We start from the raw sequence: 17,198 nt of genomic DNA, 5'->3' as shown, positions 1-17,198 counted from the left end.
ATCCGCCCAGCCCACCTGTTGTGCCCACTGCCGTTTGGATCAATCCACCGCTGGCGGCTCCTAACAGCCCGGCGGTTCCACACTAATCTCTTTTTAGTTTTTGTCTCATTTTTGTTGACACATTCCGGTGCGACATCGACAAAGACAACCCCACAATGTCGAGTTGTACCGCGACAGGGGTTTGAGATTCGTGAGGGTTACTAGCGGCTGTAGAGCGGCAATGTTGTTGCTGTCTAGAAATAAAGAGCTTTTCTGGATGACAACAACGTGTAAAGAAAAGTCTGCGATCGCAATTCACATTAACCAGGGATATATAGGCTTCCAGAAAAATAAGAGAAACTTATGACTTAAATTTGACATTGCGTTTCAAATCCAGGTCAAGGGAGCGCAAAAACCAATACGTTTCAGGATAGACTTAAGCACATAGAGATTCGGTTCTTGATAGATAAGGGTCTATAAAGGGTGATGCGAGATAGCGACACCTTCCGGCCCCATTCGGAGAGCAGCTATCTCTAAATACCCTGTTAACAGGTTCTCTCGTAGCACCTGTGCTGTAGGGGTGAAGCGTTTCACCCCTACTCTTCAAAGCTCACCTATCACAGTAATCACCCCTTGCAGAGGGGGCGGAAGGAGGTTTTAGTGGATTTCTTGGCAGAGTTCTTAACGAAATTCGGGGCGCAGTTGCAGTCCCCTACGCTCGGCTTTCTACTTGGTGGTATTGTCATTGCCGCCCTCGGTAGCCAACTGGCCATCCCAGATGCGATCTATAAGTTCATCGTCTTCATGCTGCTGATCAAGGTCGGCCTGCTGGGCGGCATTGCGATCCGCGAGTCCAATCTGACGGAGATGCTGTTGCCCGCGCTGTTCGCCACGGCAATAGGGATCTCGATCGTGTTTATCGCGAACTACACGTTGGGCAAGCTGCCGGGCATTAGAGCCACAGATGCCCTTGCGACCGGAGGCTTGTTCGGTGCCGTGAGTGGCTCTACCCTCGCTGCCGGCATCACAGTACTAGACGCCCAAGGCGTCTTCTACGAGCCTTGGGCAGGCGCACTCTATCCCTTTATGGATATCCCAGCGCTCGTGACGGCGATCGTCTTGGCCAGCATTTATACCAGCAAGCAGAAGCGCGACAAGTATCTCAAAAACGAGAAGTATATCGGCAAGGATGGTTATACCGGCATGCAGCCAGTGGCCGCAGGCGGGGCTCCCATCGACCAGCCGGTTGCCGCAGGCGGGGCTCCTATCGATCAGCGCAGCGGTACTGCAGGCGGATACCCTGGCGAGTCGGGTGGTAGCGCCGGTGGGTATTCTAGCGGGCCGAGCGGTGCTCCAAGCAATGGAGTCAAGATCTGGCCCATCGTGAAGGAAAGCCTCCAGGGATCTGCCCTATCGGCATTGCTGCTCGGTCTCGCTCTCGGCATCTTAACCCGGCCGGAAAGTGTCGTTGAAAGCTTCTACGAGCCCCTCTTCCGCGGCCTGCTTTCAATCCTGATGCTGGTTATGGGTATGGAGGCCTGGTCAAGGATTAACGAGCTGCGCAAGGTGGCCCAGTGGTACGCTCTGTATGCTGCGATCGCGCCCCTGCTGCATGGGTTCATTGGCTTCGGTCTCGGCATGATTGCCCACTACGCCACGGGGTTCAGTGCTGGCGGCGTTGCGCTCCTGTCCGTTATTGCCGCCTCCAGTTCAGACATCTCCGGGCCGCCCACCTTGCGGGCCGGTATCCCGTCAGCCAATCCCTCTGCCTACATCGGCGCGTCTACAGCCGTCGGCACGCCAGTTGCGATCGCTATCGGCATACCACTCTTCGTCGGACTTGCCCAAGCGATCATCGGCAGCTAATTTCAGGCGGGTCGCGGTCTGCCAGGGCTTCCCTGGCCCGCGACTAAGTAGTTCAATAAATACACACACAAGGAGGTTACCTACATGGGCAAGATAGCCAACAAACTCGTCATCATCACGGAAAAGATTCTGCTGAAAAAGGTCGCCCAAATCATCAGCGAAGCCGGAGCCACCGGTTATACGGTGCTAGAAACTGGCGGTAAAGGTAGTCGCAGCGTGCGCTCATCGGGACAGCCCAATGTTTCCGACACCACCGCGAATATAAAGTTCGAGGTGCTCACCGAAAGTCGGGATATGGCCGAGAAGATTGCGGATCGGGTCGCAGTGGAATTTTTCAACGATTATGCGGGCATTTCCTATATCTGTGAGGCGGAGGTACTGTACGCGCACACGTTCTGTGGCCCAGAAGGCTGTTGAGCCGAGATGACGCAGACCTAAAAAGCCGGGGCATGACCCCCGGCTTTTTGGTTTTGATCGGCTGGGTTTTGATCGGGCTAGCAGTGCCTACGCTATAGCCATCGTCACAAAGGTTAGGACGGTTTTGTAGGCAACCTACAGCCGATGGCTATACGCCAGTTCGCCGTCCCAGACTTGGCGACAGACGGTAGTACTGTCTTAAGCGAATTGGCCAGCGTTACCTATTCAGGGCAAGTCGATGTTGCTTAGCTCGGCTTGCAGGGCGGCGATCGCATCGTATTCCCGCGCAAACACCTCGGTCAGGTGCTCAAACACGGGCAGCACCTTTTTGTAGACTGTCACTTTCTCGGGGATGGGCTGATGCCGATAGGTAGCGCCAATCATGGTGCTGACCATATCGAGCGATGTCACCCGACCCAGACCGTGGAGCCCGAGCACGGCGGCCCCCAGGCAAGAGCTTTCGTAGTGCTCGGGAATGGTCACTTCGCGGTTAAAAATATCGGCCATCATCTGTCGCCACAGGGGCGACTCGGCAAAGCCGCCGGTGGCCTGAATCAGCGTCGCTGGGCCAGCAAAATCCTCCAGCGCTTTTAGCACCAGGTAGAGGTTGTAGACAATGCCCTCCAGCACCGCCCGCACCATGTGCGATTTGGTGTGCTTGACGCTGAGGCCAAAGAACGAGGCCCGGGCGTTGGCGTTCCACAGGGGCGATCGCTCGCCCATCAGGTAGGGATGAAACAGCAGTCCCTCGGAGCCGGGGGATACTGCCCCGGCCATTCGGGTCAGCAGGCTGTAGACATCCTGACCCAGGCGTTTGGCGGTGGCCACCTCGGCGTCGGCGAGCTGGTCACGCACCCAGCGCAGAGCAATGCCGCCATTGTTGACCGCGCCGCCAATTACCCACTGGTGCTCGGTGAGGGGGTAGCAAAACAGCCGCTCCTGGGGGTCGGTGATGGGGCGATCGACTACTGCCCGCACCGCGCCGCTGGTGCCTACGGTGACGGCAACCAGACCAGGGGCGATCGCCCCCACCCCCAGGTTCGACAGCACGCCATCGCTAGCGCCTATAATCAGCGGCGTCTCGGCCCGCAGGCCCATCGCCTCGGCCATAGCGGGTTTTAGCCCCTTGAGAACGGTGGTGGTAGGCACCAGCTCTGACAGGAATGATGGATCGACTCCGGCGATCGCCAGAGCGCCCTGATCCCAATCCAACGTTTCCAAATTCAGCAGCCCCATGGCTGTGGCAATGGAGTGGTCGACCACGTAGCGACCCAGCAGCCGATAAAACACATACTCTTTGATCGAAATAAACCGCGCTGCCCGCTGAAATAGCTCAGGCTGTTCGTGGCGTAGCCAGGCCAGCTTGACCAGGGGCGACATGGGGTGAATGGGGGTGCCCGTGCGCCGGTAGACTGCGTGGCCATCCATGTCGGCCTTGATGCGCTTGTCCCAGCCGGTGCTGCGGTTGTCGGCCCAGGTGATGCTGCGGCTGATCGGTTCGCCGTCCTTATCCACCAAAATCAGGCTGTGCATAGCCGCGCTAAAGGAGAGCCCCAGCACCTGCGAGGGGTTGAGTACGTAGGCTTCCATCACCCCCCGTACTGTGTTGACTACGGCCGTAAAAATCTCCTCCGGGTCCTGCTCGGCGGTGGCGACATCGGGGGTGTAGAGGGGGTAGGTGACCAGAGCTTTGCCCACCACCTTGCCCGCCTCGGTAAACAGCACCGACTTGGTGCTGGTGGTGCCAATATCCACCCCGATAATGTAGTTTTGTTCGGCCATTGCGGTGCCTGTCATTACAAGAAGAGTCCCACGATCAGCATAATCCCCAGGCCGACTAAGCCAATGATGGTCTCCATCACCGTCCACGACTGCAGGGTTTGCTTCTCAGTCATACCCAAGAATTTGCCCACCAGCCAAAAGCCCGAGTCGTTGACGTGGGAAAGGACGGTGGCACCAGATGCGATCGCAATCACAATTGCGGCAATCAGCGGCGGCGAATAATTGCCGAGTTCTACCGCTGGCGCGACCAGGCCTGCCGCCGTTACCATCGACACTGTGGCCGACCCCTGGCTGACCCGCACAACCACAGCAATCAAAAAGGCCAGCAGAATGATCGGCAGATTAGATGCGGCCATGGCGGTAGCCAGCGCTTCCCCAACGCCTGTTGCAATCAGGGTGCGGCCAAACACGCCACCGGCCCCGGTAACCAGAATGATCAACCCAATCGGCTCGAAGGATTTGGTGGCAATGCGCTGAATATCGTTGCGGGTGTAGCCGCGCAGCGTACCTAAAAAGTAGAACGACAGCAGCGTTACCAGGGTCAGCGCCACGAACGGGTGACCAATGAATGCGGCCCAGTTGCGCACCACGTTGCCCTCGGGCAAGACCACCCCCAGCACGGTGTTGAGCAAAATCAGCACCAGCGGAATGGCCACTAGGGTCATCACCATGCCAAAGCTGGGCAGTTCTTTCAGCGGAGTGCCCTGGGGCGGTGGGGCAGCTTCTTCCATTTCGGCGGGCACATCGAGGTGAATTTTGCCCGCAATTTTTTTGCCAAAGTACACCCCACCAATCGCCATAGCTGGAATGCCCGCAAGCAGACCCATCAGAATAACCCAGCCCAGATCGGCCCCAATTAGCGAGGCCACCGCCACTGGCCCCGGCGTCGGTGGAATGAACGAGTGACCCACCGCAATGCCCGCCACCAGAGGAATCGCATAGTACAGCAGCGATCGCCCCGTTCGCCGACCCAGGCTATACACCAGCGGAATCGACAAAATCAGCGCTACGTCGAAAAATACCGGAATGGCAATCACTAGCCCGGCCAGGCCCAAGGCCCACTGGGCATTGTCTTCGCCAAACTTTTTCACTAGCGAGTTGGCAATCTGCTCGGCCCCGCCCGAGACCTGAAGTATCTCGCCAAACATCGCTCCCAGGGCGATCACAATGGCAATGTAGCCCAGAGTGTTGCCCATCCCCTCCTGAATTACGCCAGCAATCTCAGCCGGGGGAATGCCGCCAATAATCGCCACAAAAAAGCTCACCAGCAGCAGCGCCAAAAAGGCCTGTAGCCGCAGCACAATGACTAAAAAAAGCAGCAGGGCAATGCCCAGCACTGCAATAAATAACAATGAAAATGTAGACATTTCCCAAAATCCTGTGTATTTATAACCAGGCGTTATTTCGACAAAAAACTAAGCTCTGAAAACCGCTGTCAACCGTGCAAAAATCGCAAAGGTCAGAAAAAGTCAATCGGTCAAGAGATGGATATGCTTACTACTATCCTCTATTGACAAGGGCCACAGCGGTTAACCTGGCCTAGAGTTGAGGCTAAAATGGCATGAAGACGATCACAGAAATAGAGGCAATATTGCTTATTGAGTTATAGGTAAGTTAACTCAATGTAAAACCAGGGAAGTCTGAAAACCCAGATTCCTCTTGATCGGCAACGCCAACTTTTGCCAACAACTCTCATCTTAAAAAGAAAGAACTGGCGAGTATAAACTTGGTTCATAAAAATAAACCGTGTCATGCAATTTTGGTGCAGTATTCGACAATTCGCTGAATACTGCACCAAAATTTATCCCTCAAGTAGGATGACTTTTTCTACTGTTTCGGGCGATCGCGCATCGCTTTGTGAATCGTCTTCCACCTGCGCTTGCTGTTGAGGCTAGCGCGGGCATCCTGGCGCTGGTCGATCCACTGCTGCTCGCGCTGGAGCTTGTGGTAGCTATGCAGGCGATCGCGCTCCAGATCGCCTGCCGCGATTGCGTCCTCCACCGCACAACCCGGCTCGCCCTGGTGCCGACAGTCGCGAAACCGACAATTTTCCGCCAGTTCCTCAATATCGGCAAAGGTCGCCCCTAGCCCTTCGCTGGTCGTCCACAGCTGTAGTTCCCGCATCCCCGGCGTGTCGATTAGCAGCGCCCCCGAGGGCAACGGCAGCAGGTGTCGCCCGGTGGTGGTATGCCGCCCGTGACTATCGTCAGCGCGTACAGATTGGGTGGCCTGGTATGGAACGCCAAGAAAGTGGTTCGTCAGCGTTGACTTACCCACTCCCGACGAGCCGATCAGCGCCACGGTTTGCCCCGGCCCCAGGTAAGGGGCGAGCTGCTCTAGCCCTGCCCCTGTCGCAGCGCTGACGGCGTGGATGGGCACACCGATCGCAATGGATTCAACCTGAGCGAGGCGATCGCCCAAATCCGCGCAGGTATCCGCCTTATTCAGCACGATAACTGGCCTGGCCCGACTTTCCCAGGCGGCCACCAGGTAGCGCTCAATGCGGCGCAGATTAAAGTCGCCGTCGAGACCGCACACCAAAAACACGGTATCGATATTGGCCGCCACCACCTGGCCCTCGGTTTTGCCGCCCGCCGCCTTGCGCACAAACTCGCTCTGGCGGGGCAGCACCGCGTGGATGATGGCAGGGGCACCTTCCTGCCGCTGCACCACCACCCAGTCGCCCACCGCTGGGAAGGTTTGACTATCCTCGGTCTGGTGGCGAAATTGCCCAGCTACCTCTGCCGATAAGTTTCCAACGGGGGTCAACAGCTGATAGGCACCGCGATGCTCCAGCGCTACTCGGCCCGCCTCAAAACCCGCCTCTGCCCAAGGGGCAAACGCGCGATCGCAGGTGGCACTCCACCCGCCCAATTCAATTAAGTTCAAGGGTCTTTCCTCAAATGAAGCCTACGTAGGGCAAGGCTTCATGCGGTCAACCCACCAGAGGTGCCGCTTAGCCTTGCCAGCAAAACAATGGATTGCTACCCAATACCGACTCAGCCATAGGTCACCTCCCTGGTGCTCATGCTTGGCACTGATTGACAGGGCATTTGGGCCAGTCATTGGCCCGCCCACTTTCAAGACTACAACGCTTGCCACAGCGATCGCGGTAACACGGTCAACTTTGCAGCAAATCTACAAATCTTTTTCGGTTGACTAAACTATTTCCAGGTTGGGGAACTCTAACCCCTAGAACACTTTCTGACATAAACCAGTGATTGTTTAAGGGATAGCGATGATCAACGTTACTGCGGCCATGCTCTTGGCTCTTGGCATCACCCTAGATTCTTTGGGGGAAAACTATACGCTGATTGCGGCGATCGGCATCGTATTCGCCATGGCGTTCTTTTTACTGATGTATCTGCAATATCCGGTCTTCTTTATTGGTTCTGCGCGATATCCCTTAGCTAGAAAGTGTTTTCCGTTTATTCGCTGGGCTATCTTTAGTATCTACTTGGTCGATTTGTCGACTACGCTCATGCGCTACTACGGTGGCCCCCAGCTCAGCGTTTCTATCCACGCCTACAGCATTTGGGCTGGTGTTTACCTGGTGGTCTACAGCTTGGCTATCCTCACCGGGCCACCCAAGCAGCGGCGACGCAAAAAGCTTCTCCAGCGCTACGGTCGCAACCGCTGGGCTGGTAGATTAGTCCCTGTTCCGATCTCGTAGAGTATATTACTGGCCCTCAAGTCCCTGTGCTGCTCCCCGTCTCGATCTCTGGGCCACAATGTACCGCTCACGGTATCTTAGTGAAGCGTCAAGGCTAGAAATGACGGTGCTGTAGGGTGCATTCGCGCAGCAATGCACCGCAAGAAAGCTAGTAGTCTGTCAGTCCTTAAACAGTATCTACGTAAACTCAGGGATTGCTCAACTAATCCCAAAGACTCTCCGGCTACTCTCAAAGACTACTCGACTAAGCTCAGAGACTACTCGACTAAGCTCAGAGACTACTCGACTAAGCTCAAAGACTACTCGACTAAGCTGAAAGACTACTCGACTAAGCTCAAAGACTACTCGACTAAGCTCAGAGACTACTCGACTAAGCTCAAAGACTACTCGACTAAGCTCAAAGACTACTCGACTAAGCTCAGAGACTACTCGACTAAGCTCAGAGACTACTCGGCTAAGCTCGAAGGTTACTGGACTAAGCTCAGAGACTACTCGGCGCAGGATACGATGACCTGAAGCTGAGAGTGTAACAATTCTTACTTGCGCTGGACGGCGCGATCGCTTACATTACTCGGCTATAGCTGTGTGCGTGCAGCTTGTCTTCCCAAAAATTTGGTCAAGCGCCACTGGAAGGTGTTAGAGCACCAACCAGCGGCTAACCCCGTCGACAGATCGGAGCTGTCTCGGAGGCTAAGGTTGATTTTACCTGGCCGCCCTGAACTGCACATGTCTGGGGCGGCCAAGTTTTTGGGGATTTCCTACCCATCCATCTTTTTGGAGGAATCCCTCATGTTGTGTTTGACTCGTCAAGATCCCCGAGTTCTTCAAGAACTCGGGGATCTGAATCCCTTGCGCCTGACTACTCCCAACTCCCAGCCAGGGCGCGAACGATTGCATCACCTGATCATCGGTTCACCAGAAGGAGTGCAGGGCGCGATTAACCACCTGCATCTGCTCCAGTACGCCGAGCGCCTGAAGTGGAGCCGCCTGTTCACCATCCCAGAATCAGGGATTTTGATCACCCCAGAGCAAGGCGAAGTGTTTAGCTACCTGCTGCGCTATCGACAGTTGGGTTAGAAGACCTATCCCCGCCTCCCATAGCTGATGTTGCCAACGCTCCTGCGTTGACACCGCTCCCCCCTACGCTCCAGCGTCTTCCAGTCCAGGGCGTTGGAGCGCCACCGGGGTATTCCCACGCCGAGCGTAGGAACGATCGCACAAAGACAGGGCTAGCAATTCGGGCTAAACTCTGGATAGGCAAGGGCTAACGCCAGCGGGGCAAGCGATCGATGACCGAGCAGCAGTTTGACGTTTTCTTAGCCCACACCAGTAAAGACAAACCGCTGATTCGCCGTATCTATCGTAAACTCGCAGATTTGGGCATTCGCCCCTGGCTTGACGAAGAAGAAATTGCCCCTGGCACCACATTTCAAAGCGAGATTCAGCAGGCGATTGGATGTATAAAGTCGGCAGCAATCTTCTTGGGACCAGATGGGCTGGGGCGTTGGCAGGCGCTAGAGCTAAAATCTTTTATCAGTCAATGCGTTCGACGCGGTGTACCTGTTATTCCGGTGCTGCTACCAGGAGTTGAGGAAATTCCAGAAGAACTCATTTTTTTGCAAGAGTTTCATGCCGTCTCATTTCAAGACAGCATCGAAGACGAAAGAGCGCTATTTTCTCTAGAGTGGGGCATCACCCAGCGCAAGCCCACCCGACAGTACGGTACTTCTCAAGCATCGAGTAATGCCTATGCTGCGCCACCCCCCCACCCAGAAGATGACCTAAGTTCTGAAAGAGGGATTGACTACCGAAACCTGCGCGACTTATTAAAAGCCGGGCAGTGGCGTGAGGCAGATCAGGAAACCTATCGGCTAATGATTACTACTGTGGGAAAAAAAGAAGAACAGAGGTTTGACCACAAAGATTTAGAAGAATTTCCCTGCGAAGATCTGCTGACTCTTGATCGGCTTTGGGTGAAGTACAGCCAGGGCAAGTTTGGCTTTAGCGTGCAAAAACGAATTTATGTAGAGACAGGTAACCCGCTTGATGGCAATTATCATATAGAGACTTGGAAAGCATTCTGCGATCGCGTCGGCTGGCGCAAAGAGGGCAAAGACCTGTTTTACTCAAGATGCAACCTGAAAGCAAATCCCTCTTTATCCCCCACGGGAGAATTTCCTGCGTGGCGATTTTATTTTGTTTTTGATTTTCCGGTTTTGTTGGGGTTCTTCTCTCGCGCAAAGACTTGTAAACTGTAGCACAAGCCAGTTCTAGCCGTTTCTTAAAGTTTGTGAAGCGCCGCTTTTTACACGATTTACCTACCTTCTAGCGATCCGTTACCTGGCACCACGGGGTACCCAGAAACCCGGTTTTTCAAAAAAACCGGGTTTCTCTTTCAAGGTGGCTCAAACCGCAGTCGCACAATGTCTGGATTTAAGTTGGTAGGGTGCTGTCATCGCGCAGCGTGACGCACCAAAACCTCATCCATTATTCCTCCAACCCATCCTTCAAACGTCCCAAACTCCCAGCACATCAGCATAATCAATTGCAATGCCTCCCCAATCCAACGGATAAATCTTTTCCTGCACTAACCGATGAAAACTTGAAAATGGCCAACTCCGGGGAGCCTCACACAACCCATGGCGCACTGGGTTGTAATGAATGTAGTCAAAATGACAGGAAAAGTCAGCCTCATCTCGAATCTGATGTTCCCAAAACCGTCGCTGCCAAACATTACGTTCCTTACGCTTGCTTCGAGATGTAGAGAGCACAGTATCCTGTTCTAATTCTTTGCCATAGTATTTCGTCACCGTCTGTTTAACTAACCTCATTCGCGTTGACAGATTGCTGTCCTCCGATGGCAGCGTCCAGATCGTGTGGAAGTGATCGGGCAGCAATACAAAGGCCTGAATTTGAAAGGGACGATTCTGCTGAACATGCTTAAGCGCATGGCGAAGAGCCGTTCTGCCTAGCTCCGTGCAAAGCCAGGGTTGTCTTTTGTAAGTGACTTGGGTGATGAAATAAGTTCCACCAGGAACGTAATGTCTACGGTAATCGGGCATTGATTGTAGATTTGTGAGATTGATGTGATCATTCCCAGATCGGATGTGGTGCGTCAGGCTGCGCCATGACGGCACCCTACAAGCAGCGTCCCGTGTTGAAATGTAAAGCCTTTGCTTATGGTCAGAGCTGCTCGTCGGAACAGGGCATTAGGAGAGCAAAAGGGCAGAATGGTTGGGTTGTGCTAGCCTCAACCCCTTCTGTGGAAGTAGTCGAAGGCGATGACAAACTTATACCCTTTGAGAGAATCGTAACTACCCCTGTAGAGCCTGCAGATTAAAGGCTGCTTACGTCGAAAATTGAATGAACAAGTAGATACAATGCTGAGGAAATAAATATGGCCAGGTCAGTACGTTCCCGATGCAAGTGCGGCGAGGCTGCTATACTACAGAGCAATTTTTGCAAAGAGTGCTGGAGTTCGCTGTGGTGGCAGGCGATCGATCTGTCTATGAAAGGCGAGCTTCAAACCCCCGCTTCTCTAGGACTCGATGGCATAAACCAGTACAGCTACCACAAGGCCGAAGGTTTGCCCGCGTAGTTTCGTTTGCATGAATTCACTATCGTGCGGTTGAAATAGTGGACAAACGCAAGCATCTTTCACATCCGACGCCATTCAGGGTGCATCTCAGCTTTATAAGTGTGCTACATCGTTCCTAAGCAGGTGGAAATCCATTTGAGAGTAAGCTATACCGGCGTAAATTCCTGTTTGTACGTGAATGACAGGTAGTTTACCCATTAGAGCAATGAATTTGCAAATTCGGAATGCAGCCGCCATTTTCTCCGACTCAGCAACAGATAATCGGTGCATTGCGGCCAAGGGAGCGATCTGTTTGTTGCACAGTAAAATTTAAGCCGCGAATACACCCTACGGTTGACCGCCTGAAAGCCTGGTAATGCGTATCAACTTATCCGTAAGCATCTCATAATTGCTCAGTGTCTGATGAATGGCAGTCGCAAAATCATCCCAATCCAAATTTTTAGAGCAGACAACAATACCTGCGTGGTTTGGATTTTCTTGGTGCAGCCGAATAAAGTTGCGACGATTCTGGGAAATAACAGCTCGATTCTCGGCCGTTGCAAAAGCTAACACCTGATCATCAGGAATGCGCTGATTAGCCTGCCCAGCCGCTTGAGCGGTCAGGATATCGTACCCCAAGGCCCTCAATCTTTGTACCACTGGCAACGGAAACTGCTCATCAGCATAGAGGCGCAGCACCCTTACGCTGCCTCGTTCTGCTGTATCGCAAATTCAATTTCCGCAGCATGGGCCTCAGCATACTGCCAAGCGTGGGTCAAATCCGTCGCGGTTAACTGCGGATAAGCCTCCAAAACTTTGGCATCAGAAGCACCCAGACGACGATACTGCACCAAGTCCCAAACAGGAATACGGGTTCCAGCAATGCAAGCATCTCCTCCAACGACCCCCGGTGTCTTTTCGACCCCAGGCCAAGCATTGCCCAGGTTTTGCACCAAAAGCTGAACTACCTCAGCCTTCTCCTCAGAGGTCAGCGCCAATAAATGGGTTCGCAGCTCATCCAGCGTCATGGGCATCTAGACTCTTGATTCATGTACTGATTCAATTTTAGAATCTACGACCTATTTATACTGAATCCTGCTTGGCTAATCCCTATAGACCAAAAGGTATGGTCACCATCCCCTACGGTAACCAGAAGCTCGGCAACCCCTGCAACCCCTGCCGCACCCAGCGATTCGCGGCTCGCAGTGCCTGAATGTGCGGCTCATCCGGAATCACCGGCAAAATCGTGGCGGGTTGCCCCTGTCCCAGCGTTGCAATCACATGGTTTGCTGCCTCTAGCCCCGTCACGTAGGCCTTTTCCTGCGACCACGAACCGTGGCGGGTGACAATCCAATCGCCCGCCATAAACAGATTGTCGAAGCTGGTGGTGGCGGGCAGCAGGTAGCGGTAGCTGCCGGGGGCAAAGTGCGTCACCCCCTGGGCAATGCGCACCACGGCGTGGTCAACGATCTTCGCCTCGCCAAAAGCGGGAATGCACCCGGCTAAATCTTGCTGCACCTGGGCGATCGCCTGGTCGTCATCCAGCGGCAATAGCTGGTTGGCGTGGTAGTAGTCGGCCTCGACCACAGTGCCCGGTTCGTCGCGGTACTCGTCGTGCAGCGCGTTGAGGTCAAAGAACGTCCAGCCGGTGGTGGGGTGAAAGCCAAAGCAGGCGTTGGAGGGCAGGGGAATATTGACTTTGCGATCGAGCCACAGCCGTGCGGCCAGCACGTCGATCGCGCCCAAATTGCGAATATCTCGGAATTCCTGGCGATCCCTCAGATGTGACGACTGTTCCACAATCTTCTTCAGCCCGCTGATGCCCACGGCAAACACCACCGCATCGGCCTCAAACACCTCGTCGCCGCAGACCACTGCCGTCACCCGGTTGTTTTCCACCGTTACATCCGACACCCTATGGTTGGCGAGAATTTTGCCCCCCGCCTGCTCGATCGCCTCTGTCCAGGGCCGAAAGATCTGCGCCCCCACCGTACCCCGGCACCAACGCACGTCAAAATCGGGCTGGTGGGCCAAGATGAAGTAGTAGAGCATCCCCAGCGCCGCCGCCGCCGAGCACTGCTCCCCAGGGGCAAACAGCCCTACCAGCAGCATCGGCTCAAACGACTCGTGGTAGAGCCGGGCCGATACGCCGTACTGGCGAAATAGCTCACGGGCAGTGATGCGATCGTACTTTTGCCAGGCTTCGTCGGAGTTGTCGAAGTCGATTAGCGCCTGCAACAGGGGCAGGGCCGAGAGGCGATCGATTAGCGGCAGGCGCTTGAAATCGGTATAGAGAAACGTGCCAAGGGGCGTGGGCAGGTAGGGCTGGGCCTGAAACAGCGGCGACTCGACCTCCAGACCGTGGGGCGAATACTGGGCCGATCGCGTCCACTCGGTAAAGGGCTGAATACCCAGATGGTCGGTGAGGGCAAAAATATTGCGGTACGGGTACCAAAACCCATGAATGCCCGCCTCGACGGCGCGGCCCTGGGGCGTTTGCCAGCCCGCGACTAGCCCGCCGGGATAAGCGCCTGCCTCCAGGAGTGTAACAGCGTAGCCCTGCCGCGCCAGGTGGTAGGCCGAACCTAGACCAGCCCAGCCAGCCCCGACCACGACTACCTTTTTCTGCCCGGTATACTCCGTTGTCATGGCACATTCCTTGCATTCACCCTTTTACCCTACGTCATTTAGGCGAGGCCAAGGCAAACGCTCTATGGCCCAGGGCTACCACCCAGCCTGATAGCCATTTATTTGTACCAATCTACGCGCGGCTGGGCGCACCGGAAATCTGATGCTATGACAGCGGTGTGCTGATGATTTACCTGATGGAAGGCGATCGCTATGCGACACTAGAGCAAAGCCAAGTGTTTCCCACGCTGGATATTCGCGCTCTGCCGCAGCTGATTGAATCGCAGCGATCGGCGGGGCGGCTGGCCCTGCGGCGAGCCGTAAGAAGCTGGGTGAAGGATCAGGAAAAGTCGTAGCAAAGCGCTGTCATAGATTGCTCGGTGAAATATTCTGCCATTCATCAGCGGTAATGAATCTCGACAGATGGCCCACATTGGTTGTTGCAATCACAACATCTTGGGCATCCAAAGTTATGGCCTGAGCGATGAGGATCATATCTCCGTCAATGGTTTTGTCTCCTGCTGTTGGTTGCCCTTGCTGCCGTGCCTGCGCCCAAAGTTGAGCGGCTTGGTGCATTGCTGCCGTTGTTAGGGGCATGTAGTCGATCGCATTAGCCAGATGATCTAAGCGATTCAGCCCTTTCAGCTTATTGGCCCGCAATAGCTCGCGATGAACCTCATAATCGGCAATTTCAGGCAGCAGAATGCGACTGCCTGCCCTGAGGTGTGCCTGTAGCCAGCGGTTACAGGCGACGCTCTGCTCGGAGAACTTAGGGTTTGTAACAAGCCCAACGAGGCCTGTATCCAAGACAACAACTCGGCTCACCAGGTGAGGCCTTTTAACTCTGGGGGAAATAGCTGACGGTCAGAGAGCCGATCTTCATCTAGTGCCTGGAGCAGATATTGACCCGTTGATTGCTGGTCTTCAACATCCTCATCATCAATCCACGATTGGAGCATATCCGCAGCTTCAGTCTGTTGTTGCTTCAGGGCTATGGATCTGGCTAATAACCTTTAATGTCATAGCCTCAACCGACAGCCCCTGCTGCTGGGCTTCTTGTATAAGGTATTGCTCCAGTTCTGGAGGTAGGTTGAGAGTTAGGGTCATAGGTTTTCGAGAATATACAATCTCATCCTACCTAAGCTACGGATTGCTTTGGATCGCGTCTCTGGTCAGGCCAATCTTCTCCCCCAGATCCAGCACGTTTGCGGTGAAGTGGTTAATGTCGCCTGCAAAGGTGGCGGCTCCCCCTGCCAGAGTTGCGGCGGCTGTCCCTGCTGCGATCAGCCGTTGTAAGCGTTTGCCGATGCGCTTTGGCTCTTGCTTTTCGGGCTTGCTGAGATCGCCTTCCAGATCATCTAGCTCCATGAGCACATCGTCTTTTTGCTCTGGAGGAAAGGTCTGGGCAGAAGTCCGGAGCGCAGCGATGAGCTGGCTGATGGCCTCATTGTTTTGGTTAATGTAAGCGGTCATTTGCCCCTGATTAGTGCCCGCCACATTGCCCACTGGAGCATAGAAATTTTGGTCGCCCATAGGTCTCAACGCTAAAGTTTGAACTACTCCCATCATCTCTCGATATACTTCGATTTTCCCTTCTGCTTCACGCAATGAGAGTTGAACTGAATATAGCTGTTTTTCAGTGGTTTCAATATAGCCTTTAAGCCTCTCCAGTTCTGCTCCTGTTTTGTCGGATGCCACCTTTAAACGAACTGTCAGTGCTCCTTCCTTCTCCTCAATGCCTTGGATACCAATATTTTGCTTGGGATACCGCTGCCGCAGTTCCTGGAAGGACTGGAAAAAGGCTTTCCAGTCGATGCCCTTAGTGAAGGTAATATCGATAGTTTCTAGGGCACTGGCGATGATTTGGAAGCGTTGAATGAATTCACTGGGGGCAAAATTGCTCTCAGGATCGATAGGGAGACGGCTGGAGAATTGCCTCTTATCATCATCATAAGTACGAAAAATATAGTCACATTTGACGCCCTTGAGGATAGTTGAGTTGCCAATTTGCCAGTCAAATATACAAGCTCCCGTAAGCGTTGCCTGAGTGAAATTAGTATAGAGAACCTGAGATGCTATGAGGCTGGTGGAGCTAAGATCGGCATAGCTAAGGTCAGCAGAAATAAGATTGGCAGCTTTGAGGTTTGCATAACTCAGGTTTGCATAACTTAGGTTGGTGTTACTGAAGTCAGCAGAGATGCAGTCAGTAGAGCTAAGGTTAGCGAAGATAAGGCTAGTAGATCTGAGATTGGCAAAGCTAAGGTCGGCGTTACTAAGGTCAGCGTCTCTGAAGTTGGCGTTACCAAGATCGGTGTTACTAAGGTCGGCTTTGATGAGGCTAGCGTCACTGAAATTAGCAGATTTGAGGTCAGCAAAGCAGAGGTCGGCGAAACAAAGATTAGCAAAGCTGAGGTTGGCAAAGCTGAGATCTATTTCAGTGTCGGGATTTCTCCTTCTCCACGCATTCCACATCTCACTCCCTTGTTCTAGCAAAGCGACCTGTTCTTCATTTGCCATCGCCGTTGAGCCTACATCGTCACCTCATCCTAGACTACGTGCTATCCCATTGATTAGGGTTTGTTAATTTGGCTTCTGAACCAGGTGCGGAAGTTGATTTCAGTGGCAACTTCATCGGCCTGGCAAGTGGTGAGGAACTGGTAGAGGTCATCTTTGGAAACCATAGGGAAGGTTGGGGAGCGATCGCACTCACCATACTCCCCATCCCGCAAGTCGTAGATGCGCCAAACCTTGCCATTGAACCGCCAAAACTCCGGTACCCCCATCGCTGCATAGAGAGCATTTTTGTCGATATCGGTATGGTTAATGTCTACTTCCACTACCAGGTCAGGGGGCGGATCAACCGCTAAGTCGATCGCACGGCCCGCTACCAGAGGCTGGTTTTGGATGTAATAGCCGTTGTCAGGTTCAGCGCCTCGGTCAAGATCTTCGCGATCGAGCGTGGTAGACCCCAGCGTTTTAACCCGCATCCCCAGCTCAACCACCAGGATAATAATGAACCGTTCGATCAGGCGGGCCTTAGTGGTGCAGAAAACTTAGGGCAGTCTCACCATGAGAATGTGAGGACCTTAGCGAACTCAATGCGACAGTCTAGGGCGTCTCGCTTGCATTGAGAGGCGCAAGCGGGCGGTGGATTGCCCTTAGGCAAGGCTTGGAGGATGGGCAAGGGCAAACGCTCGTAGCAAAGCCGAGCCAGTTCCCGCAAACCGAGTTGCAGAAAACTCAAGCCCCGGTCGCCATGCCAATCCAGACGACTCC

At 54.0% G+C, this 17,198-nt stretch carries 17 protein-coding genes and 2 pseudogenes; 7 read left to right on the top strand and 12 right to left on the bottom strand.

What is annotated here, in order from left to right; all coding sequences use genetic code 11:
• Positions 1–639: 639 nt before the first annotated feature.
• Complete coding sequence (locus IQ273_RS18790; RefSeq protein ID WP_194024695.1) at positions 640–1,845, top strand: sodium-dependent bicarbonate transport family permease; 1,206 nt, start codon at positions 640–642, stop codon at positions 1,843–1,845.
• A gap of 84 nt (positions 1,846–1,929) precedes the next feature.
• Positions 1,930–2,262 (top strand): P-II family nitrogen regulator, encoded by a 333-nt coding sequence (locus tag IQ273_RS18785; RefSeq protein ID WP_194024694.1) that lies wholly within the window; start codon positions 1,930–1,932, stop codon positions 2,260–2,262.
• A 225-nt stretch (positions 2,263–2,487) separates the two neighbouring features.
• Here IQ273_RS18785 and gntK read toward each other — a convergent pair whose 3' ends face one another.
• From gntK to rsgA, 3 genes are all read right to left on the bottom strand, one after another.
• Entirely contained in the window at positions 2,488–4,044 is a 1,557-nt protein-coding gene (gntK, locus tag IQ273_RS18780) for a gluconokinase (RefSeq protein ID WP_194024697.1), read from the bottom strand.
• A gap of 14 nt (positions 4,045–4,058) precedes the next feature.
• On the bottom strand, positions 4,059–5,411 hold the full coding sequence (locus IQ273_RS18775) for a GntP family permease (protein WP_194024693.1): 1,353 nt from the start codon (positions 5,409–5,411) through the stop codon (positions 4,059–4,061).
• A gap of 460 nt (positions 5,412–5,871) precedes the next feature.
• Positions 5,872–6,933 (bottom strand): ribosome small subunit-dependent GTPase A, encoded by a 1,062-nt coding sequence (rsgA, locus tag IQ273_RS18770; protein ID WP_194024692.1) that lies wholly within the window; start codon positions 6,931–6,933, stop codon positions 5,872–5,874.
• A gap of 349 nt (positions 6,934–7,282) precedes the next feature.
• Here rsgA and IQ273_RS18765 point away from each other — a divergent pair, with 349 nt between their 5' ends.
• The 4 genes from IQ273_RS18765 to IQ273_RS18750 all read left to right on the top strand — a co-directional run bounded on the left by IQ273_RS18765 (position 7,283) and on the right by IQ273_RS18750 (position 9,975).
• On the top strand, positions 7,283–7,717 hold the full coding sequence (locus tag IQ273_RS18765; RefSeq protein WP_194024691.1) for a hypothetical protein: 435 nt from the start codon (positions 7,283–7,285) through the stop codon (positions 7,715–7,717).
• A 132-nt stretch (positions 7,718–7,849) separates the two neighbouring features.
• Entirely contained in the window at positions 7,850–8,233 is a 384-nt protein-coding gene (locus IQ273_RS18760) for a hypothetical protein (RefSeq protein WP_194024690.1), read from the top strand.
• Between the two features lie 273 nt (positions 8,234–8,506).
• Entirely contained in the window at positions 8,507–8,794 is a 288-nt protein-coding gene (locus IQ273_RS18755; protein ID WP_194024689.1) for a hypothetical protein, read from the top strand.
• 212 nt (positions 8,795–9,006) lie between these two features.
• Positions 9,007–9,975, top strand: coding sequence for a GUN4 domain-containing protein (locus tag IQ273_RS18750; protein WP_228053368.1), 969 nt, complete (start codon positions 9,007–9,009; stop codon positions 9,973–9,975).
• 249 nt (positions 9,976–10,224) lie between these two features.
• Here IQ273_RS18750 and IQ273_RS18745 read toward each other — a convergent pair whose 3' ends face one another.
• The 4 genes from IQ273_RS18745 to IQ273_RS18730 all read right to left on the bottom strand — a co-directional run bounded on the left by IQ273_RS18745 (position 10,225) and on the right by IQ273_RS18730 (position 13,943).
• Positions 10,225–10,779, bottom strand: a complete 555-nt coding sequence (locus tag IQ273_RS18745; protein ID WP_194024688.1) for an REP-associated tyrosine transposase — start codon at positions 10,777–10,779, stop codon at positions 10,225–10,227.
• Between the two features lie 863 nt (positions 10,780–11,642).
• A complete protein-coding gene (locus IQ273_RS18740; protein WP_194024687.1) occupies positions 11,643–11,993 on the bottom strand; it encodes a DUF5615 family PIN-like protein in 351 nt (116 codons plus the stop codon).
• A gap of 2 nt (positions 11,994–11,995) precedes the next feature.
• A complete protein-coding gene (locus tag IQ273_RS18735) occupies positions 11,996–12,322 on the bottom strand; it encodes a DUF433 domain-containing protein (RefSeq protein ID WP_194024686.1) in 327 nt (108 codons plus the stop codon).
• 112 nt (positions 12,323–12,434) lie between these two features.
• Positions 12,435–13,943 (bottom strand): FAD-dependent oxidoreductase, encoded by a 1,509-nt coding sequence (locus IQ273_RS18730; protein ID WP_194024685.1) that lies wholly within the window; start codon positions 13,941–13,943, stop codon positions 12,435–12,437.
• Between the two features lie 164 nt (positions 13,944–14,107).
• Between IQ273_RS18730 and IQ273_RS18725 the strand changes: the two genes are divergently transcribed.
• On the top strand, positions 14,108–14,278 hold the full coding sequence (locus IQ273_RS18725) for a hypothetical protein (RefSeq protein WP_194024684.1): 171 nt from the start codon (positions 14,108–14,110) through the stop codon (positions 14,276–14,278).
• Between the two features lie 10 nt (positions 14,279–14,288).
• Here IQ273_RS18725 and IQ273_RS18720 read toward each other — a convergent pair whose 3' ends face one another.
• From IQ273_RS18720 to IQ273_RS33800, 5 genes and pseudogenes are all read right to left on the bottom strand, one after another.
• Positions 14,289–14,747, bottom strand: coding sequence for a nuclease (locus IQ273_RS18720; protein ID WP_194024683.1), 459 nt, complete (start codon positions 14,745–14,747; stop codon positions 14,289–14,291).
• Positions 14,744–15,029: pseudogene (locus tag IQ273_RS35855) on the bottom strand (hypothetical protein). Before IQ273_RS35855 ends, IQ273_RS18720 begins: the two are co-directional and overlap by 4 nt.
• Positions 15,030–15,065: 36 nt before the next feature.
• A complete protein-coding gene (locus IQ273_RS18710; RefSeq protein WP_194024682.1) occupies positions 15,066–16,439 on the bottom strand; it encodes a pentapeptide repeat-containing protein in 1,374 nt (457 codons plus the stop codon).
• A gap of 53 nt (positions 16,440–16,492) precedes the next feature.
• Positions 16,493–16,909, bottom strand: coding sequence for a Uma2 family endonuclease (locus IQ273_RS18705; protein WP_194024681.1), 417 nt, complete (start codon positions 16,907–16,909; stop codon positions 16,493–16,495).
• A 77-nt stretch (positions 16,910–16,986) separates the two neighbouring features.
• A pseudogene (locus IQ273_RS33800) lies at positions 16,987–17,198 on the bottom strand (IS4 family transposase); the annotation flags it as partial.

Origin of the sequence: Nodosilinea sp. LEGE 07298, assembly GCF_015207265.1 — a bacterium.
GTDB lineage: Bacteria > Cyanobacteriota > Cyanobacteriia > Phormidesmidales > Phormidesmidaceae > Nodosilinea.
Note: the sequence above shows the minus strand (reverse complement) of the source record. Positions and strands in the feature narration are given on the sequence as shown.